The sequence below is a fragment of the Yersinia canariae genome (genome assembly GCF_009831415.1).
GTDB lineage: Bacteria > Pseudomonadota > Gammaproteobacteria > Enterobacterales > Enterobacteriaceae > Yersinia > Yersinia canariae.
Genome location: NZ_CP043727.1, coordinates 825,026 through 839,933, shown reverse-complemented (window position 1 = coordinate 839,933; position 14,908 = coordinate 825,026). Strand labels below are relative to the sequence as shown.

Here is a 14,908-nt window from a genome sequence, read left to right as displayed (position 1 = left end):
TCAGTCAGCCAACGTCAGAATTCGGGCCACTAACTGGGAAAAACTCAACCCATATTGTCGGGCAGCCATCGGCACTAAACTGTGGCTGGTCATACCCGGTGAAGTATTCACTTCAAGCAGGTAGAAGTTGCCATCGCTGTCTTGCATAACATCAACCCGGCCCCACCCACGACAACCCAATGCCTGATAAGCCTGTAACGACAATGTCGCTAATTGTTGCTCTAACTCAGCACTTAAGCCGCTTGGGCAGAAATACTGAGTCTCATCAGACAAATATTTCGCTTCATAATCATAAAATACGCCGGGAACCTGAATTCGGATCGACGGTAAAACATCATCACCGAGGATGGCGACCGTGAATTCCGGCCCACTCAACCATTTTTCAATCAAAACATCAGTGTCGTGGCGGAAAGCTTCAACCAAGGCATTTTGTAATTGGCTCGCCCTTTCAACCTTGCTCATCCCTACGCTAGAACCTTCATGACTTGGTTTAACGATTAACGGCAGGCCAAGCTTAGCGACACATGCCGCCAATTCCTCTGACGAAAGTGTTTCAAACTGTTGACGATTTAGCGCGACATAAGGAGAAATTGGCAAACCCGAGGCTTGCCACACCAATTTGGTGCGTAATTTGTCCATCGTCAGCGCCGATGCCATCACGCCGCTGCCGGTATAGGGCAGTTGCAGAAACTCCAGCACACCTTGCAGCGTACCGTCTTCACCCCCACGGCCATGCAGGGCAATAAAGACCTTATCAAAACCTTGTTCTTTAAGCTGAGTTACCGGGAAGTCTTTAGTATCAATGCCATGCGCATCAATACCCGCTTCTTTCAGGCCTGCTAAAACTGCCTGACCTGATAGCAATGACACTTCACGTTCAGCAGAGGTTCCACCCAGCAGTACCGCAACTTTCTCAGCCATGATGTCCCTCGTCTTTTGTCTGTGGCTGTAATTTAAGCTCAGCCAATTTCCGGGCAATTTTACCAATGTTGCCAGCCCCTTGAACCAGAATTAGGTCATCGCCATTCAGTAATTGCGCTAACACCTCTGGAACGGTGTCGCTGTCTGACACCAAAATAGGGTCCAGCTTGCCACGATTGCGGATGGTACGGCACAAAGAGCGGCTATCAGCCCCTGGGATTGGCGGTTCACCGGCGGCATACACATCCAGCATCAGTAAAACATCGACTTGCGACAGGACATTAGCAAAGTCGTCATACAAATCACGAGTTCGGGTATAACGGTGCGGCTGGAAAACCATCACAATACGTTTGTCCGGCCAGCCAGCACGTGCCGCTTTAATCGTGGCATCGACTTCTGTCGGGTGATGACCATAGTCATCTACCAGCATCGCACTGCCCTCTTTGCCATTCACCGGTGCCAATAGGAAGTTACCGAGGAAATCAAAGCGGCGACCTGTTCCCTGGAACCCAGCGAGTGCGCGCAGGATGTCATCGTCTTCAATACCTTCTTCGGTAGCCACCGCCACCGAAGCGGCCGCATTCAGCGCGTTATGACGGCCCGGTGCATTCAAGGTCACGGTCATCAACGGCTTATCCAAACGCTTCAGTGTGAAGTGCCCCTGTGGGCCTTCTTGCCGATAGCTGGCAATCTGCACATCAGCATCATCACTAAAACCATAAGTAGTAATATGGCGACCAACACGCGGCAGCAACTCACGCACCACCGGATCGTCAATACACATCACCGCGCGGCCATAGAATGGCAAGTTGTGCAAAAAGTTAATAAATGTCTGTTTTAAATTCTCAAAGTCGCCCTGATAGGTATCCATATGGTCGGCTTCGATATTAGTGACAATCGCCACCATTGGCTGCAAATGCAGGAATGACGCATCACTCTCATCAGCCTCTGCGATCAGGTAACGGCTGGATCCTAAGCGCGCATGAGTCCCTGCCGCTTTAACCAAACCACCATTCACAAATGTTGGGTCCAGACCCGCTTCGGCGTAAATACTGGAAACCATCGCGGTGGTGGTTGTTTTACCGTGCGTACCAGCAACCGCAATGCCATGGCGATAGCGCATCAGTTCTGCCAGCATTTCTGCACGACGAATCACTGGAATACGCGCTTCGCGAGCCGCGACAATCTCTGGGTTATCCGCCGAAATTGCCGTTGAAACCACCACCACACTGGCATCCAGCACATTTTCTGGGCGGTGATGGAAATAAATCTGTGCGCCCAATGACGTCAAATGCTGAGTCACCGGGTTGGGAGCCAAATCTGAACCGCTAATTTGATAACCTTCGTTTGCCAACACTTCAGCGATACCACCCATGCCGGCACCACCGATGCCAACAAAGTGAATGTGCCGGACGCGACGCATCTCGGGCACGATAGTACGTAGTTTCGCTAGTTGTTGTGTATTCACGTTTTTCTTCACTTTTTTGTCTGTTGCATATTCACAGCCCGCATCATCTAACTGCCAACTGTTCATTATCTCTATCTAACAATCACTTACTGGCAGCGACCACTTCAGCAGCCACTCGCTCAGTTGCATCTGGGATCGCCACGAGCCTTGCTTGCTCGGCCATGGCTAATAATGTTGCGCGGTCCCACTCGGCTAACAGGCTACTCACTGCTTGCGCGGTAAATTGCGGTTGCTCGATAATTTTGGCCGCCCCGGCTTTTTCCAGCGGCAAGGCATTCCAATATTGCTGCCGGTCTTTATGCTGGAAAGGAACAAAAATCGCCGGTAACCCTGCGGCTGCCACTTCGCTGACCGTCAGCGCCCCCGAACGGCACACCACCACATCAGCCCAGGCATAAGCCGCAGCCATATCATCAATAAACTCGACCACCTGATGCTTATCACCCTGCCCTGCTTGTTGGTAAGCTTGCAGTGCCTCGGGTAACGCGCCTTTACCAACTTGGTGCCAAACCGTTATTTGCTCACCCAATGTTGCAGCAACCTGCGGCATAGTTTGATTGAGCACGCGCGCGCCTTGGCTACCACCAATAACTAACACCCGAATCGGCCCTTCACGACCTGCTAAACGCTCAGCTGGCAGTGGCAAGGCCAACACATCGGTACGAACCGGGTTACCCACCACTTCGGCATTTGGGAATGCGCCGGGAAACGCCTGTAAAACCTTTTTAGCGATTTTAGCCAGCCAGCGGTTAGTCAAACCCGCAATGCCATTTTGCTCATGCAAAACCACCGGAACCCCGCACAGCCATGCGGCTAAACCACCAGGGCCAGAAACATAACCGCCCATTCCCAGCACGACATCTGGCTGGTAATCACGCATAATTTTCTTGGCCTGACGCACCGCGCGATAAATACGCACTGGGGCGGTCAGTTGGGCCATCAAGCCCTTGCCGCGTAAACCAGAAATCTGAATAAAATCAATTTCAATGCCATTTTTGGGTACCAATGACGCTTCCATTCGGTCTGCGGTACCTAACCAACGCACCTGCCAGCCTTGCGCCATCAGATGATGTGCAACGGCCAAGCCGGGGAAGACATGCCCCCCAGTGCCACCCGCCATCACCATTAAACGCTTGGTCTTGCCACTCATCGGGCACTCCTTACAAACGCCTGAGCTTTTGCCAGACGTGTTTCAAAATCAATACGTAACAACAGCACTATCGCAGTTGACATAATAATCAAGCTCGACCCGCCGTAACTTATCAGAGGGAGAGTCAAACCTTTGGTTGGCAACATCCCGGCAGCAGCCCCAACGTTAACCAGAGCCTGGAAACTAAACCAGACGCCAATCGAGCAGGCCAAAAAGCCGGAAAATCGCTGATCTATCTCTAATGCACGACGCCCGATGGACATAGCACGAAAAGCGACGAAGAATACCATTAACAATGCAAGAACCACACCGAAATACCCGAGTTCCTCGCCTAAAATCGAGAAAATAAAGTCAGTATGTGCTTCCGGTAAATACTCCAATTTCTGTACTGAATTTCCCAGTCCTTGCCCCCAAAACTCACCACGACCAAAGGCCATTAATGATTGGGTCAACTGGTAACCGCTGCCGAATGGATCAGCCCACGGATTCCAGAATGATGTCACGCGGCGCATACGGTAAGGTTCGGCAATAATTAGCAGACAAACGGCAAACACACCGGAGCCGATAATGGCTAAAAACTGCCACATCTTGGCCCCAGCTAAAAACAGCATCGCCAGCGTGGTAACAAACAGCACCACCACGGTGCCTAAATCGGGCTGCGCCAGCAGTAATACTGCCAAAATGACCATCACGCCCATCGGTTTGCAAAAGCCCCAGAAGTTACTGCGCACCTCTTCAACTTTACGCACCAGGTAGCTGGCCAGATAACAAAACAGCGACAACTTGGATAATTCAGCAGGCTGAATACGCAGCGGCCCGAGTGAAATCCAGCGGGATGCTCCGTTGACCGAGCTGCCCACGACCAAAACCACCAGCAGCATCACAATTGAAATCAGCAACATAATGTTGCTATAGCGCTGCCAAACTTCCATCGGGATACGCAGAGTGACCAGCGACAAACCGAATGCCAGTGCCAGATACAGCGCATCACGCTTGGCAAACAGGAAAGGGTCACTGGCCAGACGCTGACCAATCGGCATTGACGCCGAGGTCACCATCACAAAACCAATAATCGCCAAACCGAATGTCAGCCACAGCAAGGTTCTGTCGTAAAGTATCATGCTGGTGGTGTCGCTCTCCCGCGACCCCATCACATAGTGTTTTACGGTATTAAACAGCCCTAGCCCCGGCATGCGCATCAGCCCAACTCCTCTGCCAGGCGAGCAAACTCATCACCGCGTTGCTCGAAACTGCGGAATTGGTCCAAACTGGCGCAAGCTGGCGACAATAACACCATATCTCCCGGTGCTAATGATTTTGCCAGTAGCCCCATAGCTTGCTCCATCGTCTCAGTCAGTTGAGAGACCTCCGGACGCAGTTCAGCCAGTTGCTCACCATCACGGCCAAAGCAATAAATCTTGATATGGTCGCCTTGCAAAAAGCGGGTTAACCCGGAGAAATCTGCCGACTTCCCGTCACCACCCAATAGCAAGTGCAAAGTGCCATCCACTTGTAAGCCATCCAATGCCGCTTCAGTGCTGCCCACGTTGGTGGCCTTGGAATCATTAATCCAACGCACGCCATTGTGCTCGAACACCAATTGGAAACGGTGTGGTAAACCCGTGAACGTGGTCAATGCAATCAAGCTTGATGAGCGCGGGATACCAACCGCATCAGCCAGCGCCAACGCGGCCAGCGCATTGGTATAGTTGTGCCGCCCGGTTAATTTCATTTCCCGAGTATTAAGCACTTTCTCACCACGAACCCGCAGCCAAATTTCGCCCTGCTGCTTATTCAGATGATAATCACCAACATCCACACCAAAACTAACACAGCGGCTATCAGCGCCACGCACCGGCATGGTGAGCGCGTCATCGGCATTCACGACACAAACTTTAGCGTTTTCATATACGCGCAATTTAGCTGCGCGATATTGCTGCAATCCGAACGGATAGCGGTCAGTGTGATCTTCCGTGACATTCAATATGGTGGCCGCACTGGCGCGCAAACTTGAGGTGGTTTCCAACTGGAAGCTGGATAACTCCAACACCACCAATTGGTTTTCTTGTTTCAATAACGTCAGAGCCGGAACACCGATATTGCCGCCCACACCGACCTGCCAGCCAGCAGCTTTTGCCATCTCGCCGACCAAAGTCGTCACGGTACTTTTACCGTTAGAGCCAGTAATCGCCACCACCGGTGACTGATTTTCACGGCAGAACAGTTCAATATCACCGACAATCTCAACACCGGCTTCGGCTGCCTCACTCAACGCGGGATGAGCCAGCGCAATACCGGGGCTGGCAACAATTAAATCAGCTTCCAATAGCCACTGCTGATTCAAATCACCCACATGGCGCTCGACATTTTCGGGTAACTTATCCAGGCCCGGAGGATTGATACGGGTATCCATAACACGCGGCGTTACGCCACGCGCAATAAAGAAATCAACGCAGGAAAGGCCGGTTAGCCCCAGCCCGATAATGACCACTTTTTTACCCTGATAATCAACCATAATTACCGCACCTTCAGCGTCGCCAGGCCAATCAGCACCAGCATCAGCGAAATAATCCAGAAGCGCACGATAACCCGTGGTTCTGGCCAGCCTTTAAGTTCGTAATGATGATGAATCGGGGCCATACGGAAGATGCGCTGCCCACGTAACTTAAAGGAACCGACTTGCAAGATGACCGACAGTGTTTCAACCACGAACACCCCGCCCATAATCACTAATAAGAACTCTTGGCGCAGCAATACCGCGATGGTGCCCAGCGCACCGCCCAATGCCAAAGAGCCGACATCACCCATAAACACTTGAGCCGGATAAGTGTTAAACCACAAGAAACCCAAGCCGGCCCCGACAATCGCGGTACAGACAATCACCAATTCACCGGCGTGGCGCAGATAAGGAATATGCAGATATGCAGCAAAGTTCATGTTACCGGTCGCCCAGGCAACCAGCGCAAAACCGCCGGCAACAAATACCGTTGGCATAATCGCCAGCCCATCCAGCCCGTCGGTCAAATTGACCGCGTTGCTGGTGCCAACAATCACGAAATAAGCCAGCAGGATATAGAGCAGGCCAAGCTGCGGCATGATGTCTTTAAAGAATGGCACCACCAGCTCCGTGGCTGGGGTATCTTTTCCGATGCTGTACATCGCGAAAGCCGCAGCCAGCGCAATGATCGACTGCCAGAAGTATTTCCAGCGAGCAATCAGGCCTTTAGTGTCTTTGCGTACCACTTTGCGATAATCATCGATAAAACCGACAATCCCATAACCAATAAGAATGAACAGCACACACCACACATAAGGGTTAGACGGGTAAGCCCACATCAGAACCGAAATGGTGATGGAGAATAAAATCATCAAGCCGCCCATGGTCGGCGTACCGCGTTTACTGAAATGTGACTCTGGCCCGTCATTACGAACGACTTGACCAATCTGTAATTTCTGTAAATAAGAAATCAGGTATGGCCCCATCCACAATGAGATAATTAATGCCGTCAACAGACTGACAATGGCGCGGAACGTCAAATAGGAAAAGACGTTAAAGCCCGAGTAAAATTTTACTAAGTATTCAGCCAACCAAACTAACATGATGCTTTCTCCTGTAACGCACGCACGACATTTTCCATGGCGGCGCTACGTGAACCTTTAATTAAAACTGTGATAGTCGGATGTTCGAGCAGCAACTCACTGACACGGGCTGCCAAGGTATTCTTATCCTGAAAATGTTCGCCGCACCCACTCGCATCACTCAGTGTCTGGCTCAGTGCCCCTATGCTCAGCACTTTATCGATACCCGCCTGTTTCGCGGCTTCGCCCACCTGACGGTGGCAATCGACTGCGGTTTCACCCAATTCGGCCATATCACCCACTACCATCACTCGGTAGCCCGGCATTTCCGCTAATACTTGCGCGGCGGCGGTCATGGAGCCGACATTGGCGTTGTAGCTGTCATCCAGTAGCAACTTGCCAGCAGCAAGTTCAATGGGGAATAAACGGCCCGGTACGGCTTGTAACTGTGTTAGCCCCTCACGAACAGCCGCTAAACTCGCGCCAACTGACATGGCTAATGCCGCAGCGGCTAATGCATTGGCAATGTTATGTCGCCCGGGCAACGGTAATTCGATAGCCGCAGTGCCGAAAGGAGAATGCAGAGTGAAATGAGTGACTTGCGGTGTAATACGCACGTCACTGGCAAAGAAATCGATATTTTCTGCACCGAGAGGTGCAAAACGCCAAACTCGCTTGTTATGCAGAGTTTCCTGCCAGTGCGGCCAATCATTGCTGTCAGCATTGATAATCGCGGTGCCATTAGCGGGCAGACCAGCAAAAATCTCGCCTTTAGCTTTTGCTACACCCGCCAGTGAGCCAAAACCTTCCAGATGCGCGGCAGCCAAATTGTTCACCAAAGCACTTTCCGGGCGGCTTAAATCGGTGGTGTATGCAATTTCACCAATGTGATTAGCGCCAAGTTCGATGACTGCAAAATCATATTCCGGGGTCAGGCGCAGTAAGGTCAGTGGTACGCCGATATCATTATTAAAGTTACCGGCGGTATACAGCACCTTGCCACATTGGCGCAAAATCGCTGCAACCATTTCTTTTACTGAGGTTTTACCTGAAGATCCGGTTAAGGCTACCACTCGGGCTGGCACTTGTTGGCGCACCCATGCGGCCAATTGCCCCAGCGCCAAGCGGGTGTCTTTGACCACCAATTGGGGTGCATCCCCCAGTAAGCGTTTACTTACCAGCAAAGCACCTGCACCAGCGGCAACAGCATCTTCTGCAAAGTCATGTCCATCAAAACGCTCGCCTTTCAGCGCAACGAATAAACACCCCGGCGTGACCTTACGGGTATCAATGGTCACTTCGGTAATATCGGCGTTATCGCGACCAATATATTCAGCGTTTAGTAGCGTGGACAGGAAATGCAGTGAGACCTTAATCATGCCACCACCCCCAACAAACGCGCGACGGTGACACGGTCGGAGTAATCCAGGCGGCGATTGCCAACTAATTGATAATCTTCATGTCCTTTACCTGCAATCAGCACCACATCGTCGGCGGTGGCTTGCATAATGGCGCAGGTCACGGCTTCTGCACGGCCATGAATTGCCTGTGCATGACCGGCATCCAGCAACCCACTGAGAATATCGGCTATAATCGCCTGCGGCTCTTCACTGCGCGGGTTATCATCAGTAACCACCACCCGATCAGCCAGCTGTTCCGCGATGCCGCCCATAAGTGGGCGCTTACCTTTGTCACGATCGCCACCGCAACCAAACACACACCACAATTGGCCTTTACAATGTAAACGAGCCGCAGCCAGTGCTTTTTCCAAAGCATCTGGGGTGTGGGCATAATCCACCACCACCGTCGGTTTACCCGGCGCATTAAACACTTCCATCCGCCCGCACACCGGTTGCAGATTAGGTGCAGCGGCTAATAATTGTGTTAGTGGATAACCCAGAGAAAGCAGTGTTGCCAGTGCCACCAGCAGGTTACTGACGTTGAATGCCCCCATCAGGCGGCTTTCTAACTGGCCTTCGCCCCAGCTTGAATCAAAAGCTATGCTGGCACCATTATCGTGATAGTGGACTTGACTGGCGGAGAGCCACGGGCCATTCCAGCCCACAGGAGTATTGCCTTCCATACTGACGGCGACAGCTTGCGGCAACTGCCCTAACCAGCGGCGACCGACCTCGTCATCAGCATTAATGATTTTGTGTTCGGATTGATGGGTGGAGAACAGCAGCCATTTTGCCGCTTCGTAACTGGCCATATTGCCGTGATAATCCAGGTGATCTCGGCTTAAGTTAGTGAACACTGCGGCAGCAAACGGCAATGCGGCTACGCGGTTCTGAATCAAACCGTGGGAGGAAACTTCCATCGCGGCGAAAGTCGCCCCCTGGTCAACCAGATTGCGCAGCAAATGCTGGATATCAACCGCTGAGCCGGTGGTGTTCTCCGTCGGGATAACCTGCCCTAACAGACCATTGCCAACCGTCCCCATCACAGCGCTGGTTTCGCCCAACATCTGAGCCCACTGCGCCAGCAATTGGGTGGTGGTGGTTTTGCCATTAGTTCCCGTCACACCGACCAAACGTAGTGCTGCACCCGGCTGATGGTAAAATTGCCCCGCCAGCTTAGATAAGTGTTGATTCAAATTGCGCAGATAAATAACAGGAACACCGTGCATCTCTACCATGCTGGCATCCGGCGCCACGCCATCAGCTTCTGCGACCACGGCCGCTACACCTTGGGCGATGGCTTGCGGGATATAGCGACGCCCGTCCGTCTGGTGACCCACAATGGCGACAAACAAATCCCCGGCAGCGGCAACACGGCTGTCTAATGTCATTTCCCGTAGCACACGCTCCGGGACGTCTAGCCCCCAAGGAGCGAGTAAGTCGCACAAGTTACGATCTGCCACCTGAACCCTCTTTTGTATTAATCACTAATTCGCTTTTATCACCAGTGGGTAACGCATCTGGCTCAATGTTCATGGTGCGCAGTACGCCGCCCATGATGGCACCGAACACCGGTGCAGAAACCGCACCACCGTAATATTTCCCTGCCTGCGGGTCATTGATGACCACAACCAGAGCAAATCTAGGGTTACTCGCGGGCGCGACGCCAGCGGTGTAAGCGAGGTATCGGTCCATATATTTGCCATCTGGGCCGACTTTCTTGGCGGTACCGGTTTTAATGGCAATTCGGTAGCCTTTGATAGCCGCTTTGGTGCCCCCGCCGCCAGGTAATGCCACGCTTTCCATCATATGAACCACGGTGCGTACCAGCGGTTCTGGGAAGACGCGTTCACCGGCCACTGGCGGGTCAACTTTGGTAATCGACAGCGGGCGATAAATCCCCATGCTGCCGATGGTTGCATAGACTCGCGCTAGTTGTAACGGTGTTACCATTAGCCCGTAGCCGAAAGAGAAGGTGGCCCTCTCTATGTCAGACCACCGTTGTTTTTTAGGATATAAGCCACTGCTTTCTCCGACCAACCCCAAATTGGTCGCTTTCCCAAACCCAAACTTTGAGTAAGTTTCTACCAAAGCTGAGGATGGCATCGCTAACGCCAGTTTAGAAACACCGACGTTACTCGACTTCTGCAAGATCCCGGTCACGGACAGCTCTGCATAACGGGCCACGTCTTTAATCTGGTGACCGTTAACAAAGTACGGCAAGGTATTCAGCACGCTGTTCTCTTTCACTACGCCGTGCTGCAATGCCGTCATGACTACCATTGGCTTAACTGTCGAGCCGGGTTCAAAAATATCGGTTATTGCCCGGTTACGCATTGCGTCTTTCGGCGTACCGGTCAAATTATTCGGGTTGTAAGATGGGCTGTTTGCCATCGCCAGCACTTCGCCAGTGTTAACATCTACCAGCACTGCGGTACCCGATTCTGCTTTGTTAAATGCCACCGCATTGTTCAGCTCGCGGTATACCAGCGCTTGTAAACGCTCATCAACACTCAACACCAGATTGTGTGCCGCTTGGCTATCAACTGAAGAAATATCCTCGATGACACGGCCATAGCGGTCTTTACGTACCGTGCGCTCGCCAGGTTGTCCTGTGAGCCAACGATCGAAACTTTTCTCTACGCCTTCAATACCTTGGCTATCGATGTTAGTCACACCGATGATATGTGCCATAACCTGCCCTGCTGGATAATAGCGGCGGGATTCTTGGCGTAAATAGATACCAGGTAATTTCAGCTTATGGATGTAGTCGCCAATGGCGGGGTTAACTTGGCGAGCCAGATAAACAAAGCGCCCTTTTGGGTTGGCATTAATGCGGGTTGCCAGTTGATCTAACGGAATTTCCAGCGCATCTGACAGAGCTTTCCAACGCGAATCCAGAGTAATGCCACCGCGTTCGGTCAACTCTTTTGGATCAGCCCAAACGGCGTTAACAGGTACACTGACGGCCAGTGGGCGGCCAGAGCGGTCACTTATCATGCCACGTGCAGTAGGGACTTCTTGTACCCGCAATGAGCGCATGTCGCCCTCACGCACCAACTTATCGGGGTTAATCACTTGCAGATAGGCGGTACGCAACATCAAGCCGACCAACGCCAACAAAATACAACCGCACAGCAACGCAAAACGCCAGCTTATAAAGCTGGCTTGTTCTTCCTGGCGCTTTAACTTCCCGGGGCGCGCTGCTTTCATGCGTTACCTTGGCTACTCAGAGTCATGGTGGCGACAAATTCCTTTATTTATTGGAAAAACCTATTGTTGAACCACAATATTTTCTTGTGATGGATCAACATGTTGCATTATTAACTTATCGGTCGCGATACTTTCAACACGGCTGTGATCACCCAACGCGTTTTCTTCCAGAATCAAGTTGCGCCATTCAATATCCAGTGCATCTCGTTCCAGTACCAACTGCTCGCGCTCTGCGGTCAGCAAACGCGTACGGTGGGCGGTGGTCACAACAAAAATGGCAGACACCAACACCGCAATCAGCAGAATTAACGGGAGCTTCGCATTGCGGAATAAATCCCCGCCGATGACTCCGACTAAACCGTGGCGTTCGTTGCCTATCACTCTTTAACCCTCTCAGCAAAACGTAATACCGAGCTACGCGCTCGTGGGTTTTCGGCCACTTCAGCATCTGGCGGCATCATCTTGCCAGCAGATTTTAATGTGCGCCCACCCATGCTGCGTAACTGGGCTTCCGTCAATGGCAGGCCCGCCGGAACCTGTGGCCCACGGCTGTGATGACGGATAAAGTTTTTCACAATGCGGTCTTCAAGAGAGTGGAAGCTAATGACGGATAAACGCCCTTCGGGGGCGAGAACTTCAAGAGCACCATCCAGCGCGCGCTCTATCTCTTCCAACTCACTATTGATATAGATACGGATAGCCTGGAAACTGCGTGTCGCAGGATGTTTGTGCTTCTCACGGAACGGGCTGGCGTTGGCAATCAAATCGGCCAGCTCTTTGGTGCGCGTCATCGGTTGAGTGAGGTTGCGCTCAACAATGGCCTTGGCTAGACGTTTGGCAAAACGCTCTTCACCGAAAGTTTTCAAAACCCAAGCGATATCGTCAGCGCTGGCTTTCATCAGCCACTCGGCCGCTGATATTCCACGGGTTGGGTCCATCCGCATATCCAATGGCCCATCGCGCATGAAAGAAAAACCGCGCTCGGGATCATCTAATTGAGGGGAGGAGACGCCCAAGTCCAGCAAGACACCGTTAATCCGGCCGACTAAATCCAATTCCCGCACATAATGCGCTAAATCAGAAAACGGGCCATGTACGATAGAGAAACGTGGGTCTGTAATGGATTTTGCCGCTTCAATCGCTTGTGGGTCACGATCTATGGCTATCAGACGCCCTTCTGGCCCAAGTTGGGACAAAATCAGACGCGAGTGGCCACCACGGCCAAAAGTTCCGTCAATATAGATGCCGTTATCACGGATGTTCAGGCCATTAACCGCCTCATCCAGCAATACGCTTGTGTGCTTGTAGTTGTTATCTACAATGTGATTGTTATCTACCATGCTTATAGCGATAAGTCCTGTAGCCGCTCAGATAAAGGTTCCTGAGTGGACTGTTCTGCGTCGATGTCATCCTTGACTTGTTGATACCAGGTCTGTTCATCCCACAGTTCAAACTTGTTGAACTGCCCAACCAGCATCACTTCTTTATTCAGCCCGGCGTGCTGACGCAATGTTCCTGCGATCAGTAAGCGCCCAGCGCCATCCATCTGACATTCACTGGCATGCCCAAGCAGCAAACGCTGAACTCGACGTTCAGCTGGATTCATGCTCGACAGCCGGGATAATTTTTGTTCAATGACTTCCCATGCAGGGAGTGTATAAAGCAACAGGCATGGTTGGTGAAGGTCTATGGTACAGACCATCTGGCCTTGCGATTCCTCATTCAGCAAATCCCGGTAACGGGTAGGTACGGCAAGCCGCCCTTTGCTGTCGAGGTTAACCATCGTTGCCCCACGAAACATGACTGAGTTACCCCCTCACGACCCAATTCGCCACTTTACCCCACAAATCCCCACATTAAAGAGTTTACGGATGGTATGAAAACCTTGTCAAGCCAGAGCGGATGCGCTTTGACAATATTTATGGGTGGTTTTTGAGATATATCTCGTATAAGGGGCTATTTTCGCGGTTGGAATATAAATTAACGTCATGATAAACGGGCTAATTTTCCACCAGTAATTTTGGCAACTTAAATAAATAATAAATTGTCAATTAATTGACGCATTATTTCCTTCTGCAAGGAATGTCTCATTTTTAGTATGAAAATCGCACGATTTAAAATTGCACACTTTGGGCACAAAACCCGCGGCGGCTGGTGTTTCCTAAGAAAAAGTAGCGAAGTCAGCAGCAAAATCGACGGCAATACAATAATACCCTTGATAACAACGAGTGTTACTCGGCAGACATTTTACTTCAATTAACCGATAAGAATTAATCTATTTTGAAATAAATTATTAGTGCCTATTTTTAGGTATTGATGAAATATGAATACCTTCAGACAGATAAATCTTAAATTAGGAAAAGACTGTAAATTAATTTTACTGCTCAGATTATTTTTAATTTCCTCTCTGCTGTATAACGCAACCCAGCCAACAAGCCAAATATATAACCACATGTTTTTAAACGAAAAACACTCGCAATGGCGTTTAAAAAACCACAGAAAGCGCAATTCCTCACAGTACAAAGTATAAAAATCAGGCAAATGTTAAAAATAAAAATTTTAAGCTGGTTATATTACAAACAATAGCACTGTAAACTACACAAAAAGCAAAATAACAATACAATCACCTGCAATTCAAATAATGAGCAATACATAAAACCTGTCATTAATCTCAGAGATGGATATTTTGGCAGATTTTTCCTCCAATTAGGGAGTTAATGACAATGTTTTCAACTGGGTCCCGTCTGCGTAGTGCCGCAGCCGATACTTTTGCACTTGTGGTGTATTGTTTTGTCATCGGCATGGTAATTGAAATAGCGATTTCTGGAATGACATTCCAACAATCACTCTCTTCTCGGCTGGTTTCGATTCCGGTTAACATCCTTATTGCCTGGCCCTACGGTGTGTATCGTGATGCGTTCATCCGTTTTGCGCGTCGCCATGCGGGAGAGCATATGTGGGCGAGGAACCTTGCCGACTTACTGGCTTATGTCAGCTTCCAGTCGCCAGTCTATGCCTTAATTCTGTGGTCTGTTGGTGCGGATTTAGAACAAATAACCACGGCAGTCGCGAGTAACGCCTTGGTTTCAATGGCAATGGGTGTGGCTTATGGTTATTTTTTGGAGTATTGCCGCAGGCTGTTTCGCGTCGCAGGTTACGTCTAATATTTGATTGTTG

13 protein-coding genes are annotated in these 14,908 nt (G+C 50.7%); 1 reads left to right on the top strand and 12 read right to left on the bottom strand.

Going from position 1 to position 14,908, the window contains the following annotated elements; genetic code table 11:
• The 12 genes from F0T03_RS03910 to mraZ all read right to left on the bottom strand — a co-directional run bounded on the left by F0T03_RS03910 (nt 1) and on the right by mraZ (nt 13,532).
• Nucleotides 1-921, bottom strand: a complete 921-nt coding sequence (locus F0T03_RS03910; protein ID WP_159677269.1) for a D-alanine--D-alanine ligase — start codon at nt 919-921, stop codon at nt 1-3.
• On the bottom strand, nt 914-2,389 hold the full coding sequence (gene murC / locus F0T03_RS03905; protein ID WP_159680661.1) for a UDP-N-acetylmuramate--L-alanine ligase: 1,476 nt from the start codon (nt 2,387-2,389) through the stop codon (nt 914-916). The genes F0T03_RS03910 and murC overlap by 8 nt, the downstream gene beginning before the upstream one ends.
• 82 nt (nt 2,390-2,471) lie before the next feature.
• Complete coding sequence (gene murG, locus F0T03_RS03900; protein WP_159677268.1) at nt 2,472-3,539, bottom strand: undecaprenyldiphospho-muramoylpentapeptide beta-N-acetylglucosaminyltransferase; 1,068 nt, start codon at nt 3,537-3,539, stop codon at nt 2,472-2,474.
• Nucleotides 3,536-4,738: a cell division protein FtsW gene (gene ftsW / locus F0T03_RS03895; RefSeq protein ID WP_145554375.1), complete on the bottom strand. Its 1,203-nt coding sequence runs from the start codon at nt 4,736-4,738 to the stop codon at nt 3,536-3,538. The genes murG and ftsW overlap by 4 nt, the downstream gene beginning before the upstream one ends.
• Nucleotides 4,738-6,054, bottom strand: a complete 1,317-nt coding sequence (murD, locus tag F0T03_RS03890; RefSeq protein ID WP_159677267.1) for a UDP-N-acetylmuramoyl-L-alanine--D-glutamate ligase — start codon at nt 6,052-6,054, stop codon at nt 4,738-4,740. Before murD ends, ftsW begins: the two co-directional genes overlap by 1 nt.
• Nucleotides 6,055-6,056: 2 nt before the next feature.
• A complete protein-coding gene (gene mraY, locus F0T03_RS03885) occupies nt 6,057-7,139 on the bottom strand; it encodes a phospho-N-acetylmuramoyl-pentapeptide-transferase (protein ID WP_145554377.1) in 1,083 nt (360 codons plus the stop codon).
• Nucleotides 7,133-8,497, bottom strand: a complete 1,365-nt coding sequence (murF, locus tag F0T03_RS03880; RefSeq protein ID WP_145554378.1) for a UDP-N-acetylmuramoyl-tripeptide--D-alanyl-D-alanine ligase — start codon at nt 8,495-8,497, stop codon at nt 7,133-7,135. The genes mraY and murF overlap by 7 nt, the downstream gene beginning before the upstream one ends.
• Nucleotides 8,494-9,981 carry a UDP-N-acetylmuramoyl-L-alanyl-D-glutamate--2,6-diaminopimelate ligase gene (murE, locus tag F0T03_RS03875; RefSeq protein WP_162526867.1) on the bottom strand — a complete coding sequence of 496 codons (1,488 nt, stop codon included), beginning with the start codon at nt 9,979-9,981 and terminating at the stop codon, nt 8,494-8,496. Before murE ends, murF begins: the two co-directional genes overlap by 4 nt.
• Nucleotides 9,968-11,731: a peptidoglycan glycosyltransferase FtsI gene (locus F0T03_RS03870; RefSeq protein WP_145554379.1), complete on the bottom strand. Its 1,764-nt coding sequence runs from the start codon at nt 11,729-11,731 to the stop codon at nt 9,968-9,970. Before F0T03_RS03870 ends, murE begins: the two co-directional genes overlap by 14 nt.
• A gap of 60 nt (nt 11,732-11,791) precedes the next feature.
• Nucleotides 11,792-12,112 (bottom strand): cell division protein FtsL, encoded by a 321-nt coding sequence (gene ftsL / locus F0T03_RS03865; protein WP_145554380.1) that lies wholly within the window; start codon nt 12,110-12,112, stop codon nt 11,792-11,794.
• A complete protein-coding gene (rsmH, locus tag F0T03_RS03860) occupies nt 12,109-13,071 on the bottom strand; it encodes a 16S rRNA (cytosine(1402)-N(4))-methyltransferase RsmH (protein WP_159677266.1) in 963 nt (320 codons plus the stop codon). Before rsmH ends, ftsL begins: the two co-directional genes overlap by 4 nt.
• A 2-nt stretch (nt 13,072-13,073) precedes the next feature.
• Nucleotides 13,074-13,532 carry a division/cell wall cluster transcriptional repressor MraZ gene (gene mraZ / locus F0T03_RS03855; protein WP_005167064.1) on the bottom strand — a complete coding sequence of 153 codons (459 nt, stop codon included), beginning with the start codon at nt 13,530-13,532 and terminating at the stop codon, nt 13,074-13,076.
• 922 nt (nt 13,533-14,454) lie between these two features.
• On the opposite strand from mraZ, the gene F0T03_RS03850 reads away from it, so the two are divergent.
• Nucleotides 14,455-14,895, top strand: coding sequence for an L-alanine exporter AlaE (locus tag F0T03_RS03850; RefSeq protein ID WP_162526866.1), 441 nt, complete (start codon nt 14,455-14,457; stop codon nt 14,893-14,895).
• The last annotated feature ends 13 nt before the right edge of the window (nt 14,896-14,908 follow it).

Excerpts from the sequence above, each read along its gene's own strand:
- F0T03_RS03910 (WP_159677269.1), bottom strand. The coding sequence starts at position 921 with ATGGCTGAGAAAGTTGCGGTACTGCTGGGTGGAACCTCTGCTGAACGT.
- mraZ (WP_005167064.1), bottom strand. The coding sequence starts at position 13,532 with ATGTTTCGTGGGGCAACGATGGTTAACCTCGACAGCAAAGGGCGGCTT.
- rsmH (WP_159677266.1), bottom strand. The coding sequence starts at position 13,071 with ATGGTAGATAACAATCACATTGTAGATAACAACTACAAGCACACAAGC.
- ftsW (WP_145554375.1), bottom strand. The coding sequence starts at position 4,738 with ATGCGCATGCCGGGGCTAGGGCTGTTTAATACCGTAAAACACTATGTG.
- F0T03_RS03850 (WP_162526866.1), top strand. The coding sequence starts at position 14,455 with ATGTTTTCAACTGGGTCCCGTCTGCGTAGTGCCGCAGCCGATACTTTT.
- murG (WP_159677268.1), bottom strand. The coding sequence starts at position 3,539 with ATGAGTGGCAAGACCAAGCGTTTAATGGTGATGGCGGGTGGCACTGGG.
- mraY (WP_145554377.1), bottom strand. The coding sequence starts at position 7,139 with ATGTTAGTTTGGTTGGCTGAATACTTAGTAAAATTTTACTCGGGCTTT.
- F0T03_RS03870 (WP_145554379.1), bottom strand. The coding sequence starts at position 11,731 with ATGAAAGCAGCGCGCCCCGGGAAGTTAAAGCGCCAGGAAGAACAAGCC.
- murD (WP_159677267.1), bottom strand. The coding sequence starts at position 6,054 with ATGGTTGATTATCAGGGTAAAAAAGTGGTCATTATCGGGCTGGGGCTA.
- murF (WP_145554378.1), bottom strand. The coding sequence starts at position 8,497 with ATGATTAAGGTCTCACTGCATTTCCTGTCCACGCTACTAAACGCTGAA.